At 69.2% G+C, this 24,863-nt stretch carries 13 protein-coding genes and 3 rRNA genes; 7 read left to right on the top strand and 9 right to left on the bottom strand.

Annotation, left to right across the window (positions count from 1 at the left end):
* Positions 1 to 106: 106 nt before the first annotated feature.
* The 4 genes from rrf to SPRI_RS19655 all read right to left on the bottom strand — a co-directional run bounded on the left by rrf (position 107) and on the right by SPRI_RS19655 (position 6,458).
* Positions 107 to 223: ribosomal RNA gene (gene rrf / locus SPRI_RS19675) — 5S ribosomal RNA — on the bottom strand.
* Between the two features lie 100 nt (positions 224 to 323).
* Positions 324 to 3,448, bottom strand: a 23S ribosomal RNA gene (locus SPRI_RS19670).
* A gap of 285 nt (positions 3,449 to 3,733) precedes the next feature.
* Positions 3,734 to 5,259 (bottom strand): 16S ribosomal RNA (locus SPRI_RS19665).
* The 16S, 23S and 5S rRNA genes sit together here, the layout of an rRNA operon.
* Before the next feature lie 629 nt (positions 5,260 to 5,888).
* Positions 5,889 to 6,458, bottom strand: coding sequence for a MarR family winged helix-turn-helix transcriptional regulator (locus SPRI_RS19655; RefSeq protein WP_005315409.1), 570 nt, complete (start codon positions 6,456 to 6,458; stop codon positions 5,889 to 5,891).
* 160 nt (positions 6,459 to 6,618) lie between these two features.
* Here SPRI_RS19655 and SPRI_RS19650 point away from each other — a divergent pair, with 160 nt between their 5' ends.
* A complete protein-coding gene (locus SPRI_RS19650) occupies positions 6,619 to 7,893 on the top strand; it encodes an MFS transporter (protein ID WP_037776596.1) in 1,275 nt (424 codons plus the stop codon).
* Between the two features lie 17 nt (positions 7,894 to 7,910).
* Here the strand turns inward: SPRI_RS19650 and SPRI_RS19645 are convergent, their stop codons facing one another.
* Both SPRI_RS19645 and SPRI_RS19640 read right to left on the bottom strand, forming a co-directional pair.
* Complete coding sequence (locus SPRI_RS19645) at positions 7,911 to 9,590, bottom strand: ATP-binding SpoIIE family protein phosphatase (protein ID WP_037774292.1); 1,680 nt, start codon at positions 9,588 to 9,590, stop codon at positions 7,911 to 7,913.
* Positions 9,591 to 9,717: 127 nt separating this feature from the next.
* Positions 9,718 to 11,193 carry an NAD(P)/FAD-dependent oxidoreductase gene (locus SPRI_RS19640; protein ID WP_053557139.1) on the bottom strand — a complete coding sequence of 492 codons (1,476 nt, stop codon included), beginning with the start codon at positions 11,191 to 11,193 and terminating at the stop codon, positions 9,718 to 9,720.
* Between the two features lie 324 nt (positions 11,194 to 11,517).
* Here SPRI_RS19640 and SPRI_RS19635 point away from each other — a divergent pair, with 324 nt between their 5' ends.
* Together SPRI_RS19635 and SPRI_RS19630 are read left to right on the top strand one after the other, a co-directional pair.
* Positions 11,518 to 12,300 (top strand): TetR/AcrR family transcriptional regulator, encoded by a 783-nt coding sequence (locus SPRI_RS19635; protein ID WP_037776594.1) that lies wholly within the window; start codon positions 11,518 to 11,520, stop codon positions 12,298 to 12,300.
* Between the two features lie 198 nt (positions 12,301 to 12,498).
* Positions 12,499 to 14,463 (top strand): sigma-70 family RNA polymerase sigma factor, encoded by a 1,965-nt coding sequence (locus SPRI_RS19630; RefSeq protein WP_053557138.1) that lies wholly within the window; start codon positions 12,499 to 12,501, stop codon positions 14,461 to 14,463.
* A 72-nt stretch (positions 14,464 to 14,535) separates the two neighbouring features.
* On the opposite strand, the gene SPRI_RS19625 is transcribed toward SPRI_RS19630, so the two are convergent.
* Positions 14,536 to 16,686 (bottom strand): asparagine synthase-related protein, encoded by a 2,151-nt coding sequence (locus tag SPRI_RS19625; protein WP_107082437.1) that lies wholly within the window; start codon positions 16,684 to 16,686, stop codon positions 14,536 to 14,538.
* 693 nt (positions 16,687 to 17,379) lie between these two features.
* Here SPRI_RS19625 and SPRI_RS19620 point away from each other — a divergent pair.
* From SPRI_RS19620 to SPRI_RS19605, 4 genes are all read left to right on the top strand, one after another.
* A complete protein-coding gene (locus SPRI_RS19620) occupies positions 17,380 to 18,882 on the top strand; it encodes a hypothetical protein (protein ID WP_037776591.1) in 1,503 nt (500 codons plus the stop codon).
* A gap of 140 nt (positions 18,883 to 19,022) precedes the next feature.
* Positions 19,023 to 20,252 (top strand): L-2-hydroxyglutarate oxidase, encoded by a 1,230-nt coding sequence (gene lhgO, locus SPRI_RS19615; protein ID WP_053557137.1) that lies wholly within the window; start codon positions 19,023 to 19,025, stop codon positions 20,250 to 20,252.
* Between the two features lie 222 nt (positions 20,253 to 20,474).
* Entirely contained in the window at positions 20,475 to 21,272 is a 798-nt protein-coding gene (gene trmB, locus SPRI_RS19610) for a tRNA (guanosine(46)-N7)-methyltransferase TrmB (RefSeq protein WP_005315385.1), read from the top strand.
* 71 nt (positions 21,273 to 21,343) lie between these two features.
* Positions 21,344 to 22,720, top strand: coding sequence for a PrsW family intramembrane metalloprotease (locus tag SPRI_RS19605; protein ID WP_053557136.1), 1,377 nt, complete (start codon positions 21,344 to 21,346; stop codon positions 22,718 to 22,720).
* A 15-nt stretch (positions 22,721 to 22,735) separates the two neighbouring features.
* Here SPRI_RS19605 and SPRI_RS19600 read toward each other — a convergent pair whose 3' ends face one another.
* Positions 22,736 to 23,680 (bottom strand): aldo/keto reductase, encoded by a 945-nt coding sequence (locus SPRI_RS19600; protein ID WP_053557135.1) that lies wholly within the window; start codon positions 23,678 to 23,680, stop codon positions 22,736 to 22,738.
* Between the two features lie 128 nt (positions 23,681 to 23,808).
* Complete coding sequence (locus tag SPRI_RS19595; protein WP_005315380.1) at positions 23,809 to 24,852, bottom strand: M23 family metallopeptidase; 1,044 nt, start codon at positions 24,850 to 24,852, stop codon at positions 23,809 to 23,811.
* Between the last annotated feature and the right edge of the window lie 11 nt (positions 24,853 to 24,863).

Below are 24,863 nucleotides of genomic sequence, written 5' to 3'. Positions count from 1 at the left end.
CGAGGCCTCTGAATCGTCTTTGAATCGGCCTTTGAATGGCCCCTCAAAAAGCCCCTGAACGCAGGAAAGCCCCGCACCAGAGGTGCGGGGCTTTCCCACAATGATTGTTCGGCGGCGTCCTACTCTCCCACAGGGTCCCCCCTGCAGTACCATCGGCGCTGAAAGGCTTAGCTTCCGGGTTCGGAATGTAACCGGGCGTTTCCCTAACGCAATGACCACCGAAACTCTATGAAGATGTCCGAACTACCAGCCGGCAACCCCACCAAAAGGCAGGGTCGGGCGAGTTCGTTACTTCAGAACTAACACAGTGGACGCGAGCAACTGAGGACAAGCCCTCGGCCTATTAGTACCGGTCAACTCCACCCCTTACAGGGCTTCCATATCCGGCCTATCAACCCAGTCGTCTACTGGGAGCCTTACCCTCTCAAGGAGGTGGGAGTCCTCATCTCGAAGCAGGCTTCCCGCTTAGATGCTTTCAGCGGTTATCCTTTCCGAACGTAGCCAACCAGCCATGCCCTTGGCAGGACAACTGGCACACCAGAGGTTCGTCCGTCCCGGTCCTCTCGTACTAGGGACAGCCCTTCTCAAGACTCCTACGCGCACAGCGGATAGGGACCGAACTGTCTCACGACGTTCTAAACCCAGCTCGCGTACCGCTTTAATGGGCGAACAGCCCAACCCTTGGGACCGACTCCAGCCCCAGGATGCGACGAGCCGACATCGAGGTGCCAAACCATCCCGTCGATATGGACTCTTGGGGAAGATCAGCCTGTTATCCCCGGGGTACCTTTTATCCGTTGAGCGACGGCGCTTCCACAAGCCACCGCCGGATCACTAGTCCCGACTTTCGTCCCTGCTCGACCCGTCGGTCTCACAGTCAAGCTCCCTTGTGCACTTACACTCAACACCTGATTGCCAACCAGGCTGAGGGAACCTTTGGGCGCCTCCGTTACCCTTTGGGAGGCAACCGCCCCAGTTAAACTACCCATCAGACACTGTCCCTGATCCGGATCACGGACCCAGGTTAGACATCCAGCACGACCAGAGTGGTATTTCAACGACGACTCCACCTGAACTGGCGTCCAAGCTTCACAGTCTCCCACCTATCCTACACAAGCCGAACCGAACACCAATATCAAACTGTAGTAAAGGTCCCGGGGTCTTTCCGTCCTGCTGCGCGAAACGAGCATCTTTACTCGTAGTGCAATTTCACCGGGCCTATGGTTGAGACAGTCGAGAAGTCGTTACGCCATTCGTGCAGGTCGGAACTTACCCGACAAGGAATTTCGCTACCTTAGGATGGTTATAGTTACCACCGCCGTTTACTGGCGCTTAAGTTCTCAGCTTCGCCACCCCGAAGAGTGACTAACCGGTCCCCTTAACGTTCCAGCACCGGGCAGGCGTCAGTCCGTATACATCGCCTTACGGCTTCGCACGGACCTGTGTTTTTAGTAAACAGTCGCTTCTCGCTGGTCTCTGCGGCCACCCCCAGCTCACCGAGTAAATCGGATCACCAGTGATGGCCCCCCTTCTCCCGAAGTTACGGGGGCATTTTGCCGAGTTCCTTAACCATAGTTCACCCGAACGCCTCGGTATTCTCTACCTGACCACCTGAGTCGGTTTAGGGTACGGGCCGCCATGAAACTCGCTAGAGGCTTTTCTCGACAGCATAGGATCATCCACTTCACCACAATCGGCTCGGCATCAGGTCTCAGCCTTGATGTGAGGCGGATTTGCCTACCTCACGGCCTACACCCTTACCCCGGGACAACCACCGCCCGGGCTGGACTACCTTCCTGCGTCACCCCATCGCTTACCTACTACAAGTCTGGTTCGTCGGCTCCACCACTCCGACCTCGTCCGAAGACTCAGCCGGCGGCTTCACGGACTTAGCATCGCCTGATTCGATATTGGGCGTTTCAAAGCGGGTACCGGAATATCAACCGGTTGTCCATCGACTACGCCTGTCGGCCTCGCCTTAGGTCCCGACTTACCCTGGGCAGATCAGCTTGACCCAGGAACCCTTAGTCAATCGGCGCACACGTTTCTCACGTGTGTATCGCTACTCATGCCTGCATTCTCACTCGTGAACCGTCCACAACTCGCTTCCGCGGCTGCTTCACCCGGCACACGACGCTCCCCTACCCATCCCAGCGGGCGTTGGCCCTCATGCTGGAATGACACGACTTCGGCGGTACGCTTGAGCCCCGCTACATTGTCGGCGCGGAATCACTTGACCAGTGAGCTATTACGCACTCTTTCAAGGGTGGCTGCTTCTAAGCCAACCTCCTGGTTGTCTCTGCGACTCCACATCCTTTCCCACTTAGCGTACGCTTAGGGGCCTTAGTCGATGCTCTGGGCTGTTTCCCTCTCGACCATGGAGCTTATCCCCCACAGTCTCACTGCCGCGCTCTCACTTACCGGCATTCGGAGTTTGGCTAAGGTCAGTAACCCGGTAGGGCCCATCGCCTATCCAGTGCTCTACCTCCGGCAAGAAACACACGACGCTGCACCTAAATGCATTTCGGGGAGAACCAGCTATCACGGAGTTTGATTGGCCTTTCACCCCTAACCACAGGTCATCCCCCAGGTTTTCAACCCTGGTGGGTTCGGTCCTCCACGAAGTCTTACCTCCGCTTCAACCTGCCCATGGCTAGATCACTCCGCTTCGGGTCTAGAGCGTGCAACTCAATCGCCCTGTTCGGACTCGCTTTCGCTACGGCTTCCCCACACGGGTTAACCTCGCTACACACCGCTAACTCGCAGGCTCATTCTTCAAAAGGCACGCAGTCACGACTGCATGTGCAAGCACATACAGCGACGCTCCCACGGCTTGTAGGCACACGGTTTCAGGTACTATTTCACTCCGCTCCCGCGGTACTTTTCACCATTCCCTCACGGTACTATCCGCTATCGGTCACCAGGGAATATTTAGGCTTAGCGGGTGGTCCCGCCAGATTCACACGGGATTTCTCGGGCCCCGTGCTACTTGGGTGTCTCTCAAACGAGCCGTTGATGTTTCAGCTACGGGGGTCTTACCCTCTACGCCGGACCTTTCGCATGTCCTTCGCCTACATCAACGGTTTCTGACTCGTCTCATTGCCGGCAGACAATGAAAGAGAGATCCCACAACCCCGTATGCGCAACCCCTGCCGGGTATCACACGCATACGGTTTGGCCTCATCCGGTTTCGCTCGCCACTACTCCCGGAATCACGGTTGTTTTCTCTTCCTGAGGGTACTGAGATGTTTCACTTCCCCTCGTTCCCTCCACACTGCCTATGTGTTCAGCAGCGGGTGACAGCCCATGACGACTGCCGGGTTTCCCCATTCGGAAACCCCCGGATCAAAGCCTGGTTGACGGCTCCCCGGGGACTATCGTGGCCTCCCACGTCCTTCATCGGTTCCTGGTGCCAAGGCATCCACCGTGCGCCCTTAAAAACTTGGCCACAGATGCTCGCGTCCACTGTGTAGTTCTCAAGCAACGACCAGCCACCCATCACCCCGCCTTTACAGGCGAGTTCACTGGGGCCGGCATCCCGAAGGGCGAGCAACGCTCGCACCCTCAGACACCCAACAGTGTGCCCGGCACGATCTTCCTGAGAGAACCACGTTCCACGCTCCGAAGAGCAGTACTGGTGAGTCCCTCACAACCGATCGTGCCGAATAATCAACGTTCCACCCATGAGCAACCGTGCGAGTCATTCGCTCGCAGTCGGCCATGTGCTCCTTAGAAAGGAGGTGATCCAGCCGCACCTTCCGGTACGGCTACCTTGTTACGACTTCGTCCCAATCGCCAGTCCCACCTTCGACAGCTCCCTCCCACAAGGGGTTGGGCCACCGGCTTCGGGTGTTACCGACTTTCGTGACGTGACGGGCGGTGTGTACAAGGCCCGGGAACGTATTCACCGCAGCAATGCTGATCTGCGATTACTAGCAACTCCGACTTCATGGGGTCGAGTTGCAGACCCCAATCCGAACTGAGACCGGCTTTTTGAGATTCGCTCCGCCTCACGGCTTCGCAGCTCTTTGTACCGGCCATTGTAGCACGTGTGCAGCCCAAGACATAAGGGGCATGATGACTTGACGTCGTCCCCACCTTCCTCCGAGTTGACCCCGGCAGTCTCCTGTGAGTCCCCATCACCCCGAAGGGCATGCTGGCAACACAGAACAAGGGTTGCGCTCGTTGCGGGACTTAACCCAACATCTCACGACACGAGCTGACGACAGCCATGCACCACCTGTATACCGACCACAAGGGGGGCACCATCTCTGATGCTTTCCGGTATATGTCAAGCCTTGGTAAGGTTCTTCGCGTTGCGTCGAATTAAGCCACATGCTCCGCTGCTTGTGCGGGCCCCCGTCAATTCCTTTGAGTTTTAGCCTTGCGGCCGTACTCCCCAGGCGGGGAACTTAATGCGTTAGCTGCGGCACCGACGACGTGGAATGTCGCCAACACCTAGTTCCCAACGTTTACGGCGTGGACTACCAGGGTATCTAATCCTGTTCGCTCCCCACGCTTTCGCTCCTCAGCGTCAGTAATGGCCCAGAGATCCGCCTTCGCCACCGGTGTTCCTCCTGATATCTGCGCATTTCACCGCTACACCAGGAATTCCGATCTCCCCTACCACACTCTAGCCTGCCCGTATCGAATGCAGACCCGGGGTTAAGCCCCGGGCTTTCACATCCGACGTGACAAGCCGCCTACGAGCTCTTTACGCCCAATAATTCCGGACAACGCTTGCGCCCTACGTATTACCGCGGCTGCTGGCACGTAGTTAGCCGGCGCTTCTTCTGCAGGTACCGTCACTTTCGCTTCTTCCCTGCTGAAAGAGGTTTACAACCCGAAGGCCGTCATCCCTCACGCGGCGTCGCTGCATCAGGCTTTCGCCCATTGTGCAATATTCCCCACTGCTGCCTCCCGTAGGAGTCTGGGCCGTGTCTCAGTCCCAGTGTGGCCGGTCGCCCTCTCAGGCCGGCTACCCGTCGTCGCCTTGGTAGGCCATCACCCCACCAACAAGCTGATAGGCCGCGGGCTCATCCTTCACCGCCGGAGCTTTCAACCGCAGACCATGCGATCCGCAGTGTTATCCGGTATTAGACCCCGTTTCCAGGGCTTGTCCCAGAGTGAAGGGCAGATTGCCCACGTGTTACTCACCCGTTCGCCACTAATCCCCACCGAAGTGGTTCATCGTTCGACTTGCATGTGTTAAGCACGCCGCCAGCGTTCGTCCTGAGCCAGGATCAAACTCTCCATGAATGTTTACCCGTGATCGGGTGCACATCCGAAGAGCGGAACAACCGGTCGGAATAAGACCGATTGTTCACAGCGTCCTCGCTGTGATTGCCACCCCGCAAGCGGGATGGACTTTTTCAAAGGAACCTCGACCATCCGAAGATGGACGGGGTATCAACATATCTGGCGTTGATTTTTGGCACACTGTTGAGTTCTCAAGGAACGGACGCTTCCTTTGTACTCACCCGCAGAACATTTTCTGGGGCTTTCCTCCGGGCGCTTCCCTTCGGTCTTGCGTTTCCGACTCTATCAGATCTTTCCGATCCGATTTCCTCGGTGTGCTTTCCGGCCTTTCCGGCGGTTCCGACTCTATCAGACTCTTTCGGGCCTGATTCCCGGTCAGCGGGAGTTGTCTTCACGGCTGTTGGGCCGTTCCGACGCTCAAACTCTAGCGGATTTCCCCGGCGGCTCATAATCGAGCTTTCGAATTGAATTTCGGCATGCCGAAATTCATCCCGGCTGGGAGATCGTGCTGAGTTTGGGCTGCCGCGTTCGCGGCGGGATGGCTGTCGCAGAACCGTTCCGGCCCCGTGACAACTCGAAGAACCTTACGGATCGCGCAGGGCCGTGTCAACCCCGCCCCGCGGTCCGTTCTAGTCCAGGTCGGTGAGGCGCCCGCCGGCGTCCGGCTGGTCGTGTTCCACCCGGCGCAGGACGCGGATGAGCAGCTCGCCGAGGACCGCCCGCTCGTCGCCCGAGAGGTCCTGGAGCAGGTCCTCCTCGAAGTTCGTCGCCATGCGCATCGCCTCGAGCCACTTGGCGCGGCCCTCGTCCGTCAGCTCGACGATCACGCGCACACGGTTGTTCTCGTCGCGGTCTCGGGTGACCAGGCCCTCGCCGGCCATCCGGTCGATGCGGTGCGTCATCGCGGCAGGGGTGAGTCCGAGTCGCTTGGCGAGTTCACCGGGGCCCATCCGATAGGGGGAGCCCGAGAGCACCAGCGTCTTCAGGACCTCCCACTCGGTGTTGCTGATGCCGAGGTCTGCCACCTGGCGTCCGTACGCGACGTTCATCCGGCGGTTGAGCCGGCCGAGAGCGGAGACCACCTTCTCGACCTGGGGGTCGAGATCGCCGAATTCGCGCTGGTAGGCGGCGATCTGCTCATCGAGGCTCGGCTCGTGCGGGCCGGACGTCAGGGAGGCCTCGGGGGTCTCGGTAGGCATGCGGCGAAGTATGGCACGCCGCCCATTGGCATTGAAGTCCTTCGATGTGTACTCTTCACCATTGAACTTTAGCGTTGAAGTCTTCAGGGTTCAGTTCTTCTGGACCTGGTGACTTCTCGACCAGAAGCAGGTGAGTGTGACCAAGGCGAAGGGTGCAGCGATGCGCCGGATCCAGGCGGGTAACGCGCTGAGCGCGTTCGGGCTCGGCTTCACCGTCCCCTACCTCTACGTCTATGTGGCGCAGGTGCGGGATCTGGGCGCGAGCACGGCGGGTGCCGTGCTCGCGGTCTTCGCCATGGCCGCGCTCGTCGCTCTGCCCTTCACCGGGCGGGTCATCGATCGCAGGGGGCCGTTGCCCGTACTCGTCGCCGCCGCGGTGCTCGCCTCCGCCGGGGCCGTCGGCATGGGCCTGTCCGGCAGCATCCCGGCAGTCGTCCTGTCGGCCGCGCTGCTCGGCGCCGGTACGGCGGTGATGCAGCCGGCCCTCGCCACGATGATCGTCTGGTGCTCGGAGACGGCCACCCGTACCCGTGCCTTCGCCACACAGTTCTTCCTGCAGAACCTGGGACTCGGCGTCGGCGGCCTGATCGGCGGACACATCGTCGACGAGAGCCGGCCGTCGAGCTTCACCCTGCTGTTCGGTATCGAGGCGGCCATGTTCCTCGTGCTCGCGGCGATCGCCCTGACCGTGCGGCTCCCCCACTCCCCGACGCTCCACGACTCCCGGCCGTCCGGCGCGGAGTCCGGAGCCAAGGGCGGACTGCGGGCGCTGCTCGGCCACCGGGCCATGGTGCAGTTGCTCGTCCTGGGCTTCGTGCTCTTCTTCGCCTGCTACGGCCAGTTCGAGTCGGGTCTCGCCGCGTACGGCACCGAGGCGGCCGGTATCGAGCCCGCGACTCTCGGCACGGCCCTCGCGGCCAACACCGCGGTCATCGTGCTGGCGCAGTTCCTGGTGCTGCGGTTCGTGGAGCAGCGCAGGCGCAGCAGGGTCATCGCCTCAGTGGGGCTCATCTGGGCCGTGGCGTGGCTGGCGGCGGGATACGCGGGCCTCGGCAACGGCAGTCAGGCCATGGCGACGGCCGCGTTCATCTCGACGTACGCGCTGTTCGGCCTCGGCGAGGCGATGCTCTCGCCGACCGTGGCGCCGCTGGTCGCGGACCTCGCCCCGGAGGCGATGGTCGGTCAGTACAACTCGGCCTTCGCGCTGGTCAAGCAGCTCGCCCTGGCGGTGGGCCCGGCCGTCGGCGGGCCGATGGGCGCCGCGCTGCACGGGCCGTACATCGTGACGTTCGTGCTGTTCTCGCTCTCGGTCACGGTGCTGGCGCTCCGCCTGGGCAAGCGGCTCACCCCGGTGCAGGACCGGCCGTCGCTCGCTGCGAGGACCCGCGTGGTCGCCGTGCACAAGCCCGAAGAAGCGGTCGCCCCCGCCCGCTGAGGCCAGGGCCCGCGGCTTCAGCGCGGCAGGGCGAACTCGCACCAGACCGCTTTGCCGCCGCCCGGAGTGCGGCGGCTCCCCCAGGACGAGGCGATCGTCGCGATGATGGAGATCCCGCGGCCCGCCTCGTCCTCCGTCTCGGCGCGGCGCCGGCGCGGCAGGTGGTCGTCCCCGTCCGTCACCTCGACGATCAGGCGGCGGTCGGTGCGGCGGAGTCGAAGGCGCATGGGCGGGGTTCCGTGCTGGAGGGAATTGGCGACCAGCTCGCTGACCGCCAGGACACCGAGGTCGTGCAGCTCCGGCGGGAACCGCCACGAGGCGAGCACCCCTGACGCGAACGCCCGGGCACGCGGCGCCGCCTCGATGCCTCCGAGCAGGTCCAGGGCGGCGTTGTGGAACAGCTCCGCGTCCGCCCCCTTCCGCGTCGGGTGCTGAAGCACGAGCACTGCCACGTCGTCGTCGTGCTCCGCGGTGACGCCCAGGGAACGGATCAGCCGGTCGCAGACCACCTGCGGGGTGCCGGTCGCCCCGGACAGCGCGCGCTCCAGCGCGGCCACCCCTTCGTCGATGTCCTCGCCACGGCGTTCCACCAGGCCGTCCGTATAGAGGACGGCGGTGGAGCCGGGCGGCAGGTCGATGGCGCCGGAGGTGTGCAGCCAGCCGCCGGTGCCGAGCGGCGGCCCGGTCGGCTCCGCCGCCTTGTGGACCGTGCCGTCCTCGTCGCGCACGAGGATGGGCAGATGACCGGCGGAGGCGTAGACGAGCCGGCCTTCGTTCGGGTCGTGGACCGCGTACACGCAGGTGGCGATCTGGCTGGCGTCGATCTCGGACGCCAGGCCGTCCAGCAGCTGGAGCACCTCGTGCGGCGGCAGGTCGAGGCGGGCGTAGGCGCGGACGGCGGTGCGCAGTTGGCCCATGACCGCGGCAGCGCGCACCCCTCGGCCCATCACATCGCCGATGACCAGCGCCGTGCGCCCCGCGCCGAGCGTGATCACGTCGTACCAGTCGCCGCCGACGGCGGCGTCGATGCCGCCGGGCTGATAGGTGGCGGCGAAGCGGAGGTCGTCGGGCTGTTCCAGTTCCTGCGGGAGCAGCGAACGCTGAAGCGTCACGGCCGTCTCGCGATGTCTGCGCTCGCTGGCCCGCAGACGCTCCGCCGCCTCCGCGTGGTCGGTGACGTCGGCCGCGAAGACGAACACCCCCTCGGTCTCCTTGCTGCCGTCCGCGCGCTCCGCGGGCAGGCAGGTGATCGTGTACGACCCCTCGCCGCGCCGGGCGGACTCCCCGGTGCCCTGGATCCTGCGGGACTTGACCGTGCGGGGCTTGCCGCTGCGCAGCACCTGGTCCATCAGCGGCAGCAGACCCAGCTCCGTGAGCTCGGGGCACACGTCGGCGACGGTCGCCCCGGCCGGCCGCGGCCCGAAGGCGGCGGCATAGGCGTCGTTCACGTAGACGATGCGGTGCTCGGGGCCGTGGACGAGCGCGACCAGGGCGGGCAGGCGGCCCAGCATCTCCGGTACGGAGAAGTCTTCCAGCGCCGGGACGTCGGGCAGGGGCTCGGAGTGACCGTACTCGCCGCGGGCCGCGGGCACGGAGCCCTCGGACCGCTGCGCCGGGGAGAGCCCTCGGTCGGATCCCCGCGCCGCGGCGCGGCGCTGCGTACCGGGGAGCCTGGCGCTCCAACGCGTGAAGTTCACTGACTTTCTAGCCTCAATGGGATCGTCGCCAAGGGTCACTCTGTGCAGGTGTGAGCCCACCTATGGTCACACGTCAAGTGTGGCCGACCGGACTGACAGTCGTCTTTCCCGAGTTGCCGGACCGCCGTCAGGACCCCTTGGGACCGTCGGGTGATCCGTCGGCCGACTGCTCCTGGGGCCCTTCCTCCCGGCCGGCGGACGGCTGCTCCTTCGAGCCGTTCGCGGGTCGTCCGCCTCCCGCCGCGAGTTCGAACTCGGCGCGCGGGTGTTCCAGCGAGCCGAGAGAGACGATCTCACGCTTGAAGAGTCCGGAGAGGGTCCATTCGGCCAACACCCGTGCCTTGCGGTTGAAGGTCGGCACCCGGCTGAGGTGGTAGGCCCGGTGCATCATCCAGGCCGGATAGCCCTTCAGCTTGCGCCCGTAGACGTGCGCGACGCCCTTGTGCAGGCCGAGGGACGCGACCGATCCGGCGTATTTGTGCGCGTAGTCCTGCATGGGCGCGCCGCGCAGCGAGGCCACGATGTTCTCCGCGAGCACCTTGGTCTGGCGCACGGCGTGCTGCGCGTTGGGCGCGCACTCCGCCCCGGGCCTGTCGGACGTGACGTCCGGGACGGCCGCGGCGTCACCGGCGGCCCAGGCGTGGTCGACGCCTTCGACGGAGAGACGGGCGGTGCACTTGAGCCGTCCTCTCTCGTTCAGGGGCAGGTCCGTGGCGGCGAGGACCGGGGCGGGTTTGACGCCGGCCGTCCACACGAGCGTCCTGGTGGGGAAGCGGGATCCGTCGCTCAGAACGGCGACCCGGTCCTCGCAGGAGTCGAGACGCGTCTCCAGGCGTACGTCGATGTTGCGCGCGCGCAGCTCACGTACGGCATACCTGCCCATCTGCTCGCCGACCTCGGGAAGGATCCGCCCCTGGGCCTCGACGAGGATCCACTTCAGGTCCTCCGGCTTGATGTTGTGGTAGTAGCGGGAGGTGTAGCGGGCCATGTCCTCGAGCTCGGCCAGGGCTTCGACTCCCGCGTAGCCGCCGCCGACGAAGACGAAGGTCAGGGCGGCGTCCCGGATGGCGGGGTCCCGGGTGGACGAGGCGATGTCCATCTGCTCGATGACGTGGTTGCGCAGGCCGATCGCCTCCTCGACCGTCTTGAAACCGATGCCGAAGTCGGCGAGGCCGGGGACGGGAAGGGTGCGGGAGATGGACCCGGGCGCGATGACGAGCTCGTCGTAGGTGATCTCGACGGCGCCGGCGCCCTCCTCCTCGGTCGCGAGCGTGCTGACCGTCGCCGTGCGCTTCGCGTGGTCCACGGCCTTGGCCTCGCCGATGACGATCGTGCATCTGCCGAGGACACGGCGGAGGGGGATCACGACGTGGCGTGGGGAGATGGAACCGGCCGCTGCCTCCGGGAGGAACGGCTGATACGTCATATAGGGGTCCGGTGTGACCACGACGATTTCCATCTCGCCACGCGCCAGCTCGGGCTTCAGCTTCCGCTGGAGGCGCAGCGCGGTGTACATCCCGACGTAACCGCCGCCGACGACGAGAATGCGTTTGCGCGGCGGGGTGTCGGGGGTCGTGCCCCGGGTGTTTGCAGCCTTCACCATCCCATGAGGCAACGGCCTCGGGAGTTTGTCCACAGGCCCGGCAAATTGTGTGACCGGAAGGCGGTTGCCGGCGTGGCCGCACCCAGCTCGGGACAAAAAGGAAGCCACGCAGGTCAGGCACGGCGGGCGGGTCAGGGTCCCGGGGGGTAATCGGGAACCTTCCGGCCCTTGCTCCGATCGGGGGGCGCTCCGTGCGGAAGTACCCCCTTCTGAATTGACTCGGGCTCAACTATGTTCGTACCCGGTCGGGGTGTCGGGTCACGACATGCCCGGCGGACAGCGGGGAGGTCTCCGGGGGGAGACGACATGACCGGGGGAACGCTCATGCATATTCAGGATTCGCATTGGCAGACTGCCGTCGCGCCGGCATCGACGGTGGACGGCAACGGGAACGGCCGCGCGGGGTCGGGCGGGACCAGCCGCTCCGCGCCGCTGCGTGTGGACGCGCAGCGCAATCTCGAGCACGTACTGCGGGCGGCGCGAGAAGTGTTCGGCGAGCTCGGTTACGGCGCGCCGATGGAGGACGTCGCCCGGCGTGCACGGGTCGGCGTGGGGACGGTGTACCGCCGTTTCCCCAGCAAGGACGTCCTGGTGCGCCGGATAGCCGAGGAGGAGACGTCCCGCCTGACCGAGCAGGCACGCACCGCCCTCGGCCAGGAGGAAGAACCGTGGTCCGCGCTCGCGCGCTTCCTGCGCACCTCGGTGGCATCCGGCGCCGGGCGCCTGCTGCCTCCGCAGGTGCTGCGGGTGGGCGTCGACGGTGACGAGCCGACCGTCGTCACCGACACCGACACCGAGCCGCTGGACGACACCCGGGTTCCTCAGCAGCGGGCGATGGCACAGCCCGGGCTGCGGGTGGTGGCGCCACGGCCGGTTCCGGTGGAGGAGCAGGACGACAGCGGTGCGGCGGATCTGCTGGAGGTGGTGGGCCGGCTCGTGGACCGGGCCCGTGCGGCGGGAGAGCTCCGGGGTGATGTGACCGTGGCCGATGTGCTGCTGGTGATAGCCACTGCCGCGCCCTCGCTGCCCGACGCCGCGCAGCAGGAGGCGGCCTCGGCCCGTCTGCTGGACATTCTGCTCGAGGGCCTGCGCCCCCGGTCGCTGTGAGCGCGCCCCTTCCCGTTCGTCAACGGGGCGTGTCCGCACGCCCGTCGCAGTCTGCCTCTTACGAGTGAGGCGGAGCGCCTGGATCCGGGGAAGTTTCCCCGGATGGGTGGTTGCCGTACGGGAGGGTTCGGCGTAGGGAGTCCGTGTGGCACGCTTGCCCGGTGTTCGGGTCTGTAGGTGCTTACGGGGGCTTCCGCGATGAGCGGTGACGGGCGGGACGAGACGCTGAGCGGTGCGGCCGGGCGGGAGGCGGACGAGCTGTCCGCCTCCCAGGTGCCCGGCCAGGGCGGCCGGGGTCCTTCCCCTGGCGGGACCGGGTCGGCCGGCCCGGCGGGTCGGACGCCGGACGGGTCCAGGACGCTGTCCGCCGTGCCTTCGGGGCAGCAGGACCACTACGCGGTCCCGCAGCAGCGGGAGGCCGGCTCCCACGACTCGGTGCTTCCGCCCCCACGCGAACTGCCTCCGGCAGACGCAGAATTGATTCTGCGCATGCGGGACGGCGACGACAGCGCCTACGAGGAGCTGTTCCGCCGCCACGCGGACGCCGTCCGGCGTTATGCCCGCACCTGCTGCCGGGATGCCGACACCGCCGACGACCTGACTGCCGAGGTGTTCACCCGGACGCTCCAGGCGGTGCGCGGCGGCGCCGGACCCGAGCAAGCCGTACGGGCCTACCTGCTCACCACGGTCCGACGCGTCGCCGCGCACTGGATGAAGACCGCGAAGCGGGAGCAGCTGGTCGAGGACTTCGCGGTGTTCGCCACTGAGGCGGCCCGCAGCGCGGACGCGTCGAACGAGGACACCCTCGACCTCGGCGCGGACGTACGCGCGATGCACGAGGCGGAACGGTCACTCGCGATGCAGGCGTTCCGGTCCCTGCCGGAGCGCTGGCAGGCGGTGCTCTGGCACACCACCGTCGAGGAGGAGTCACCGAGCGACGTCGCACCGCTCTTCGGGCTGACCGCCAACGCGACCGCGGTGCTGGCGAGCCGGGCCCGCGAGGGTCTCAAGCAGGCCTACCTCCAGGCCCATGTGAGCACCGCGCTCACCACGGGCGGCGACTGCGCGCGGTACGCGGACCGGCTCGGCGCCTATGCCCGTGGAGGTCTGCGGATGCGGGCGGAGCGCGGGCTGCGCAAGCACCTGGACGAGTGCGTCAAGTGCCGGCTCGCCGCGGGTGAACTGGCGCATGTCAACGCGGGCATTCCGGCGCTGCTGCCGGTCGCGGTCATCGGCTGGTTCGCGGCGGGGTACTCCCTCAAGGCCGCGGGCATCGTGGCGGGCGGAGCCGCGGGCGCCGCAGGAGCCGGAGCGGCGGCAGCCGCCACCGGGGGCGCCTCCGGTGGGGCGTCGGGCGGAGCCGCGGGCGAAGCGCTCGGCGCACCGGCGAAGGTGGGCATCGCGGCCGCCGTCGCCGCGGTCGCGGCCGCCGGCCTGGTCTGGGCACTCTCCGGTGACCCGCAGCCGGTCCCGGATCCGGTGGCGAAGCCGCCGGTGGCACAGCCTGTCGAACCGCCGCCCGCGCCCGAGCCGGAGCCCCCGGCACCGCCCGCGCCGAATCCGCCGCCCCCGGCGCCGGCCGTCGAGCCGGTGGCCGCGCCCGAGCCCACGCCGGCTCCCCCGAGGCCCACCCCGCCGAAGCCGAGTCCCACGCCCGAGCCGTCGCCCTCTCCGACACCCACGCCGACGCCCACTCCCACTCCCACACCACCGCCGCCCGCGCCCGAGGTCTACCAGGTGAGCCGCCTGGAGTACGGGACCTTCGGCGACCACACGGGCCCGGAGGTCCGGCTGGGCGAGAGCAGCTGGCTCTGGCAGCGCTCGAGCATGTCCATCGGCGGCACGCAGTACGCGCACGGGGCGACCGTGCACGCCAAGTCGTCCATCACCATCGACCTCAACCGCCGGTGCACCACGTACGAAGCCTTCGTCGGCATCGACGACCTGACGCGCGGCCTGGGCATGGGCGCGGTGCGCTTCTCGGTGTACGGGGACGGGACGCGGCTGTGGAGTTCCCCCGTCGTCCGCAGCGGTGAACCGGCGGTCCCCGTCCACGTGCCCATCGCCGGCCGCACCACCCTCCGCCTGGTGGCGGAACCGGAGACCCCACAGGACCAGGTGGCGCTGGCGGACTGGGCGGAGTCACGCATCACGTGTGAGTAGGCATCGCGCGTGGGGGCCGGTGGGCGTGTCAGCCCCGTCGAGGGGCAGGCGGCCGCAATTGGCCCCTCTCCGCTACGACTGCAGCGTCGGCCGACGCGGTACCCCGCCCGCCACCGCGCGCTGCCGCGGGGCCGCCGTGCCCGTCCAGCAGGTGCCCCGGCGCGAGAGCAGCCGCCGCAGCCACAGTTCCGTCGAGACCAGGTCGGCCAGACCGTCCAGCGGCACGGGCTCGCCCTCGGACGCCGCCCTGAGCGCGCGGCGCACGACGCGGGCCTCGATGAGGCCCGCGTCCGCGAGCAACGGGGCGTCGAAGAGGGCGATCAGGTGCGGCAGCGCCGACCGCAGACCCGTACGGGCCGCCGCGGCGGACGAGGCGTGGGTCGGGGAGCCCCAGCCGGGCGGCAGATCGTGGATGCCGGCGCCGCCGAGGACCGTGCGCAGTACGGCCGCCCGCGCGCCCGGCTGGACGCGGAGCGATTCCGGCAGGTCCCGGCAGGCACGGACGACCTGGTTGTCCAGGTAGGGCGCGTGCAGACGCTGGCTGCGGACCTCCGCGGCCTGTTCCAGGATCCGGTGGTCGAAGGCGTGGCGGGCGAGTGCCGCCCGTGCCCGTGTCTCGCCGGGCCGTTGGACAGAGGTGGGTCTGGTCGCCGCCTCCGTCAGCCGAACCGATACTTCTGCGAGCGCCTCCCCGGTGAGCCAGCGCGCCGCGGGCCCCGGCCGGGACCACGCGAGGGCCGCCAGGGACGCGCCCACCGCGCCGTTGCGCAGCGCGGGACCGGGACGGTTGGCGAGCAGCAGGTCTTCGGCGGCCGCTTCGAGGCCGGTGCGATAGGGCGTACGGGCCAGTTTGCGGGCCGCCCGGTACACCGTGAGCGGGACGAACAGGGACTGCGGGGAGGGCCGTTCGGAGCGGGCCAGGGCGGTGACCGGCCGCAGCAGGTGCCGTCTGCGCCTGTCCAGCAGGAGGTCCGCGAGCCGCGCCGGATGCGCGTCCAGCACCTGTCGCGCGCCCGTACCGGTGAAGTGGTCGGCGCTGCCGGCGGCCAGCCGCCCCCGGTGGCGTTCCGCCGTCACCAGGGAGGGCGCGGGCTCGTCGGTCAGGGGGCCGGAGTCGAGGTTCGCGTACGGCAGGCCCTCCTCGCCGGCGGCGACCACGACATGGTGCAGTCGTGGGTTGGCGGCGATGAGGCGGGCCCGTTCCAGCTCGGGTTCCCGCAGCTCGTGTCCGCTGGTGGCGAGGTCGTTGAAGGTGACGGCGAGCAGCCGTTCGCCGGCGCCGGTGCCGTGCCCGAGGACCGTGCCCGGTACGCCGGGCAGTCCGGCCGCCAGCAGGGCCAGGGTGCTGGAGGCGCTGCCCCCGGAAAGGTCGGACCCGATCCCGGGCGTCGGCGCGCCGCGGGCCGCGCGGCGTTCGGCGGGCCCCATGCCGGGGACGGGCCCCGGGTCGGGCGGCAGGGTCTCGGGCGCGTGCCGGGGCGCGGTCAGCCTGGCGCGCACGGCCTCGACGAGCGCGTCGCGGACACCGTCGATGGCGCGGGCGGCCTCGACCTGCGGGGCGGCGACGGCGAGTGAGGCGACCGGCTCGTAGCCGGTGATCTCCCGCGAACCTTCCCGCAGGATCAGCGCGTGTCCCGGCGGGATGCGTTTCACCCCGGCGTACGGGGTGGAGTCGCGCAGCGCCTCCGGCGATTCCGGGCAGGCGAGCAGGGCGGCCAGGTGTCCGATGTCGAGCTGGGCCTCGATGAGGTCGGCCAGCGGGAGGGCGGCGGTCGCGTACGCGGTGCCGTTCGCCCAGGGGGTGTAGAAGACGGGACGGGCGCCGGCGAGGTCACCGACGACGGTGATGCGGCGGCCGACCTGGACGACGACGGTGTAGCTGCCCGCCCATGCGGTCAGATGCCTCAGTGCGCCGCCGCGCGCCGCGAACAGTCCGACCCGCAGTTGTTCGTCGCTGGCGGCGCAGCAGCCGAGGACGGCTAGCCGGGTCACGGTGGGCGCCTGGCCGTTTCCCGGGGTGGCGTAAGGGCGTTGGTGCGGTTCCGCGGTGATGACGCGTACCTCGTCGGGCCGCCAGTCCCCGACGGCCCACAGCGGGTCAGGGTCGCCCCACAGGAGTTGGGCCCCGACGGGATGGAGCGTGCGGCCCTCTTCGGAGGCTCCGACGGCGCCCGCCGTGCCGAAGTTCGCGGCGATACTGCTCCACCCCACCAGCCACCGCATCGCCGCCTCCCCAACATTGCCGGACATCGCCGAAGCCGTTCGGGAACATGCTGCCACGAAGGAGGCGCACGCGAGGGGCTCCCGGTAGCGCGTGCAAAAACGGAAAACGGCACCGGCGTTGGCGATTTGCCGACGGTGGGGGAGCCGGCTTCGACGCCGTGAGAGGTCCCAACGAGCCTCGCGAAGGGGCGGCGGACAGGCGTCATTCGGCCATTTTCGGAGCCGCGTCAGCGTGGCCGTTTGACGGCAACACACGGACCGGGAGGCGCAGTTCGCCTCCCGGGCCCTGTCCGCCGCCCGCGGGGATTGAGGCGGCGGTGTCCCCCAGCCCACTGGTTCCAGTACGCAGTGGGCCGACCCACGCAGCACTCATGGAAGCGCTCCCGCCCTTCACCGGCCAGAGCGCACGGACGGGCGCACGGCCACACGGCGGGAGCACGAGGGCGGACCGGCGATCACCCGTACGGACAACAATCCCGCCATAGGGAAGTTGGCCCCTTAACGGTCGGGATGCGGCGAACTACGCTGTGTTTGCTGCTGTTCTCCACAGGCGCGCATATTCCGCAGGGCTCGGCCACACGATTTTGCAGCCGGGACCGGTCGGGACGGGGGGTGCCGCGAACCGGGAGGACCCAGCACGAATGCCGTGCGCGGGCCGTGCGCGGCAGCCGTCTGCGTGTCGAGGGGTGGCGCATGTCCAGGGAGCAACGCGGGCCGAACGAAAAGCTCGGCACGGTTCTCGCCCTCGCGGGAATCAGCAACGCGGGCCTCGCGCGGCGGGTCAACGACCTCGGCGCGCAGCGTGGTCTGACCCTCCGCTACGACAAGACCTCGGTGGCCAGGTGGGTGTCCAAGGGCATGGTGCCGCAGGGCGCCGCACCCCACCTGATCGCGGCCGCCATCGGCGCCAAACTGGGCCGTCCGGTGCCGCTCCACGAGATCGGCCTGGCCGACGCGGACCCGGCCCCGGAGGTGGGACTGGCGTTCCCGCGGGATGTCGGCGAGGCGGTGAAATCGGCCACCGAGCTGTACCGACTGGATCTTGCGGGCCGGCGGGCCGGCGGCGGGGGGATCTGGCAGTCTCTGGCCGGATCGTTCGCAGTGAGCGCTTACGCGACGCCAGCGTCCCGATGGCTGATAACCCCCGCCGACGCGTCGGTCGAGCGACTGTTCGACGTCACCGGCGGTTCGTCCGTCTCCTCCGACCCCGCTGGCGGTTCCCAGGAGGCCGGCGCGGTGACCGACAGCCCCGAGACCGCGGACGCCGCCGACACGCCAGCCCGCGTGGGCCACAGCGACGTCGCGAAACTCCGGGAGGCCGCGGAGGACGCCCGCCGGTGGGACTCCAAGTACGGGGGCGGGGACTGGCGCTCCTCGATGGTCCCCGAGTGCCTGCGCGTCGACGCGGCGCCCCTGCTCCTCGGCTCGTACTCGGACGAAGTGGGCCGGGCCCTGTTCGGCGCGACCGCCGAACTGACCAGGCTCGCCGGATGGATGGCCTTCGACACCGGGCAGCAGGAGGCCGCGCAGCGCTACTACATCCAGGCGCTGCGGCTGGCCCGCGCCGCCGCCGATGTGCCGCTGGGCGGATACGTGCTCGCCTCGATGTCGCTCCAGGCGACGTACCGGGGCTTCGCCGACGAGGGCGTCGATCTGGCCCAGGCCGCGCTGGAGCGCAACCGGGGCCTCGCCACCGCCCGCACCATGAGCTTCTTCCGGCTGGTCGAGGCCCGCGCCCACGCCAAGGCCAACGACGCGGCGGCCGCCGGCGCGGCGCTCAAGGCCGCGGAGGGCTGGCTGGAGAGATCGAGGGAGGGCGACGGCGACCCGTCCTGGCTCGGCTTCTACTCGTACGACAGGTTCGCGGCGGACGCGGCCGAGTGCTACCGCGATCTGAAGGCCCCGCGGCAGGTGCGGCGCTTCACGGAGCAGGCGCTGTCCCGCCCCACGGAGGAGTACGTGCGCTCGCACGGGCTGCGTCTCGTGGTGTCCGCGGTGGCGGAGCTGGAATCGGGCAATCTCGACGCGGCGTGCGCGGCGGGCACCCGCGCGGTGGAGGTCGCGGGACGGATCTCGTCCGCGCGGACCACGGAGTACGTACGGGACCTGCTGCACCGGCTCGAGCCGTACGGTGACGAGCCGCGGGTCATGGAGCTGCGGGAGAGGGCCCGCCCGCTCCTGATGACACCTGCCTGACGCCCCTGACGCACGCCCGGGACGCGGGCGGGACGCGGGCGGCGGCTCCACTGCGGAAAGTCGGGCGTGTCTCCCGCGTGCCGACTGGTTTGAGCGCGTTGTCAGCGGGCCAGTGCACTATCGGGGTGGGAGGTGACGCGGTGAGGGCGTCCGGGCATGACTTCGACTGCGACGTGCTGGTGGTCGGCGGCGGCATCGTCGGCCTGTCGACGGCGTACGCGCTCTCGCGCTCGGCCCCGGGCACCCGGGTGACGGTCCTGGAGAAGGAACAGGGACCCGCCCGGCACCAGACGGGCCGCAACAGCGGAGTGATCCACAGCGGGATCTACTACCGGCCCGGTTCGCTGAAGGCCCGGTTCGCCGTGCGCGGCGCCGCCGAGATGGTCAAGTTCTGCGCGGAGTACGGCATCGGTCACGAGGTCACCGGGAAGCTGATCGTGGCGACGGACAGGGACGAGCTCCCACGGCTCCACGCCCTGGTCCAGCGCGGCCGGGAGAACGGCATCCCGGTGCGCGAGCTTGGCCCGGCGCAGATCAGTGAGTACGAGCCGGAGGTCCGCGGGCTCGCCGCGATCCATGTGGCGACGACCGGCATCTGCGACTACGGGGCGGTGGCCGCACAGCTGGCGACGGCATCCGGTGCGGACGTCCGCTACGGCGAGGAGGTCACCGCCGTGGACCGCCGCCCGTGGGGGGTCGCGGTGCGGACACGCTCGGGCACGGTCGTACGGGCCCGGGTGCTGGTCAACTGCGCCGGGCTGCACTGCGACCGGGTGGCACGGCTCGCGGGTGACGACCCGGGGATGCGGATCGTCCCCTTCCGCGGGGAGTACTACGACCTGGCCCGCCCCGGTCTCGTCCGCGGGCTGGTCTACCCGGTGCCCGACCCGGCCTTCCCGTTCCTCGGCGTCCATCTCACCCGCGGCATCGACGGCGGCGTGCACGTCGGCCCGAACGCCGTCCCGGCGCTGGCCCGCGAGGGCTACAGATGGTCGGCCGTCCGCCCCCTGGAGCTGGCGGGCACGCTCGGCTGGCCCGGCTCCTGGCACATCGCCCGCCGGCACTGGCGGTACGGGGCCGGGGAGCTGCGCCGCTCGCTCTCCAAGCGGGCATTCACCTCGGCTGTGCGGCGACTGCTGCCGGCGGTGACCGAGGACGACCTGCGCCCGGCGCCGGCGGGCGTGCGCGCGCAGGCGGTACTGCGCGACGGGACGCTGGCCGACGACTTCCTGATCCGCGAGGCCCCGCGGACGGTGCACGTCCTGAACGCCCCGTCTCCGGCGGCCACGGCGTCGCTCCCCATCGGCCGCGAGGTGGCCCGCCGCGCGCTCACCGCACTGGAACCCTCGCGCCCCCGCACCGCCCGGTGACACGGGGCGCCGCCCCCTTCTCCGCGGGCGGACGCCACTCCCGCCCCGCACCGCCCGGTGACACGGCCGGATCCGAGGCCACCGCCTCGTCCGGAACCTCCCGGCGGCTGACCGGGAGGCGGACCGGCCCGCGCCGCCGAGCGGCCTCACCGCTCCCACGGGCCCCGGCGCGACCCACGCCGGCGCACCACCCGTTCGCGCCCTCGTAGAATCGGCATCACTGTGTCTGAGTTCCGTGATCCCGTCCCCGGCCCCGAGGCCCCGCGCCACTTCATCCGCGCCAAGAGCGAACCGCGCTTCCCCGGCGGCCCCGCTGCCGACCCGGCGGGATCGCACCACGAGCGGCGTATCCGCAGCTTCCAGCCGCGGCGCAGCCGGGTCACCGCCGGGCAGGAGGACGCGTTGCAGCGGCTGTGGCCGCTGTGGGGCCTGGACATCGACGGGCACCGGGTGCTCGACCTCGAGGAGATGTTCGGCGGGCTGCCCGTCGTCCTGGAGATCGGCTTCGGCATGGGCGAGGCGACCGCCCAGATGGCCGCCGACGACCCGGGGACCGGCATCCTCGCCGTCGACGTCCACACCCCCGGCCAGGGCAACCTGCTCGCCCTCGCGGAACGGAACGGCCTGTCCAACATCCGGGTGGCCAACGGCGACGCGATCATCCTGCTGCGGGAGATGCTGCCGCCCCGCTCACTGACCGGCATGCGGGTCTACTTCCCCGACCCGTGGCCGAAGAAGCGGCACCACAAGCGCCGGCTGATCCAGCCGGAGTTCCTCACCCTCGCCGCCCGGCCGCTCGCGCCGGGCGCGATCCTGCACTGCGCGACCGACTGGGAGCCGTACGCCGAGCAGATGCTCGAGGTGCTGTCGGCCCATCCGGACTTCGAGAACACCCAGGAGGACGGCGGCTTCGCGCCGCGTCCCGCGTTCCGTCCGCTGACCCGCTTCGAGGGGCAGGGCCTGGACAAGGGCCACAAGGTCCGCGATCTGCTGTTCCGCCGGGTCACGACCCGGGCGTGAACGGCGCGGTGACGCCCGCGATGCGGGACGCGCCGTCGCCAGTTGTCGGTGCGTCTGGTTAGGGTCGACGGATGTCCGACCCGTCCGCGCAGCAGCCACCGGAGCACCGCCCGCAGCGCCGGGCGGTGCCGCCGCACCCCGTGCTGCCCGCGCGCGAACAGGAACATGTCGACGCATCGCTGACCGAGGTGCCCGCGCCCGCGCGCCGGCGCTACCGGCCACGGGCGGCGTCGAGGATCTGGCGCAGCCGGGCGTTCCGCGCCGGTGCGGTCATCACCCTGCTCGCCCTGTGCGCCCTGGTGATCCTGGTGCTCGTGCGCGAGCAGACCGGCACCCACGGCTTCCTGGTCGGCCTCGGTCTCGCGACACTGCCGGTCCCACTGCTGCTGGCGGCGTTCCGCTGGCTCGACCGGGTGGAGCCAGGTCCCTGGCGGAACCTCCTCTTCGCCTTCGCCTGGGGCGCGTTCGCCGCCGCCCTGGTGGCGATCATCGCGAACACCTTCGCGACCCGGTGGATAGCGACGGCGACCGCCGACCCGGCGTCGGCCGACACCCTCGGCGCGACGGTGATAGCGCCGGTCGTCGAGGAGAGCGCGAAGGCGGCCGCGATCCTGCTGCTCTTCGTCTTCCGCAGACGGGACTTCACCGGAATCGTGGACGGCGTCGTGGTCGCCGGCTTCACCGCCACCGGCTTCGCCTTCACGGAGAACATCCTCTATCTGGGCAGCGCCTTCGGAGAGGACCAGGCGATAGGCACCTCCGGCCTGGCCTCCGTGACCGCCGCGACGTTCTTCGTACGCATCGTGATGTCGCCGTTCGCGCATCCGCTCTTCACCGTGCTCACCGGCCTCGGCTTCGGTGTCGCCGCGCTCGGCGCGCGCCGACACCGGCGGTTGCGGCGCATCGCGCTGCCGCTGCTGGGCCTGGCGCTCGCGATGGGTATGCACGCCCTGTGGAACGGCTCCGCGTCGATGCTCGGCCCGTGGGGCTTCTACGCCGTGTACGGGGCGTTCATGGTGCCGGCCTTCGCACTGCTCACCTGGCTGTCGATATGGACCCGCCAGCGTGAGCTGCGCACGATCTCCGAGGAGCTCCCGGCGTACGCCGCGGCCGGCTGGATGTCGGCGGCCGAGCCCCGCGCCCTGTCGTCGATGCGGGCCCGCACGGTGGCCAGGGACTTCGCCCGGCGCGCGTACGGTCCGGCGGCAGGGCACGCCGTGGCGGAGTACGAGGCGTTCGCGACGACGCTCGCCTTCCTGCGCCACCGGGCCCACCGCGGCGCGGCGGGCCCGGACTTCGTGGAGCGCGAACACGAGCTGCTGCACCATCTGTGGCAGCGCAGGGACGTGGCGGGGCCTTCGCTGGCGTACGCCGCCCAGGCGACCGCCCGGACGCCGCTGCCGCCGCCGCACCGCGACTACAGCGGCTACAACCCCTACCGCTACTGAGTCGGCGGCATGTTCTCAGGCGGACGCGGCGGTCAGCTCTGCCAGCTCGCCGTCCGTCAGGGCCAGATCCGCGACCGCCACCAGAGCGGGCACCTGCTCGGCCGTACGCGCCGACGCGATCGGCGCGGCCACGGTCGGCTGCGCGGCCAGCCACGCCAGGGCGACGGTCGCGATCTCGGCGCCACGGTCCTGCGCGATCCGGTCGAGGGCGCCGAGGACCTTCAGTCCCCGCTCCGACTCGAGGTGCTTGGACGCGCCCTGCGCCCTGGCGCTGTCCACCGTGGCACCGGGCCGGTACTTGCCGGTGAGGAAACCGGACGCGAGCGCGTAATAGGGGACGGCGGCGAGCCCGGCGCGGGCGGCGGTGTCCCGCAGTTCGCCCTCGTAGGTGTGGCGTGAGACCAGGTTGTAGTGGGGCTGGAGCGCCACATAGCGGGCGAGGCCCTCGCGCTCGGAGAAGTCCAGGGACGCCCGGAGCCGTTCGGCGCTGATGTTGGAGGCGGCGATCGCGCGGACCTTGCCGTCCTTCACCAGCTGGTCGAGCGCGGTGATGATCTCCTCGACGGGCACGGACGGGTCGTCGAAGTGTGTGTAGTAGAGGTCGATGTGGTCGGTGCCCAGCCGGGTGAGCGACTCCTCCGCGGCCGCCTTGATCGTGGTGGCGGAGAGGCCCTTGTGGTGGGGGTGCGCGCCGACCTTGGTGGCGATGACGACGTCGGAGCGGTTGCCGCGCGCCGCGAGCCACTTGCCGATGAGGGTCTCCGACTCACCGCCCTCGTTCCCGGGGGCCCACGAGGAGTAGCTGTCGGCGGTGTCGACGAAGTTGCCGCCGGCGGCGGTGTACGCGTCGAGGACGGCGAAGGTCCGCGCCTCGTCGGCCGTCCAGCCGAAGACGTTGCCGCCGAGAGCGAGCGGGAAGACGGTCAGGCCGGAGGAACCGAGTGTGCGCAGAGAAGTCATGCGGTGATCAACGGCCGGGCCCGTACCGGCTATTCCGGCAGCCCTCGCGTCGGGGGGTGTGCGCCAGTGCTGCCGGAGACATGGATGTGCCCGGCACGGGAGGCAGTGCGACCCGTACCGGGCAGTGATCAGATCGTGAGGCCCTTGTCGCGCAGCCACGCCATCGGGTCGATGCCCGAGCCGCCGGCGGTGTGCACCTCGAGGTGCAGGTGCGGGCCGGTGACGTTGCCGGTGGCGCCGACGCGCCCGATCGTCTCGCCGGTGGACACCTGCTGGCCCGCGCTCGCCGTCATCGAGGAGAGGTGGGCGTACAGGACCTCGGTGCCGTCCTCGAGTTCGAGGACGATGCGGTAGCCGTAGGAGCCGGACCAGCCCGCGGACTTGACCGTGCCGCCGTGCACCGCCTTGACCGGGGTGCCGGTCGGCGCCGCGAAGTCGAGGCCGGTGTGCTGGCCGGAGGACCACATCGCGCCGGACTCACCGTAGGTGGAGGTGATCGTGTAGGAGGAGGTGGGAAGGGAGTAGCTCCGGGCGAGCTCCGCGAGACGGGCAGCCTCCGCCGCCGCCCGCGCGGCCTCCTCGGCCTTCCGCTTCTCCTCGGCCGCCTTGGCCTCGGCCGCGCTCTGCTGCTTCTCGGCGGCGGCCGCCGCCTGCTCGGCGGCGAGCGCCTCCGCGGCCGCCTTGGCCTCGGCGTCCGCCTCTGCCTGCTGCTGCTCGGCCTGCTGGAGGATCCGGGCGCGCAGGGCCTCGCCGGAGCCGGCGGCCTGGGCGCCGGCGCCCGTGTCGGCGACCGTGGTCGCGGCGGTGAGCGGTGCTGCGTGCACCTCACCGTCGGAGTCGTCCGAGCCGTCGGAGAGCAGGGACCCCACGCCGGGGAGGGACTTGGCATCGGGGAGCTTGTCCGCAATGGAATCGGGAAGGGAGATGGAGACGGCAGGCTTGTCCTGCGCGGTGGCTATACCGCCCGCGCCGACCGCGGCGATGACGCCGACTCCGAGCACCGTGGAGCTGCGGGCGATTCCGCCGCGCTGCTTGATGACACGGTGCTTTCCGCGCACGGGGCGGACGGAGTCCTCTGTGGGGTTCCATTCCTCCCAGGTCCGCTCGGGGGCGTCGGCACTGAAACGTTCGGACGCGAAGCGGGCCTCGGGGGCAGGCATGTTGGACGCCACGAAGGCGTACT

Source organism: Streptomyces pristinaespiralis (assembly GCF_001278075.1).
Classification (GTDB): Bacteria; Actinomycetota; Actinomycetes; order Streptomycetales; family Streptomycetaceae; genus Streptomyces; species Streptomyces pristinaespiralis.
This window is presented reverse-complemented; position numbering and strand designations above follow the sequence as displayed.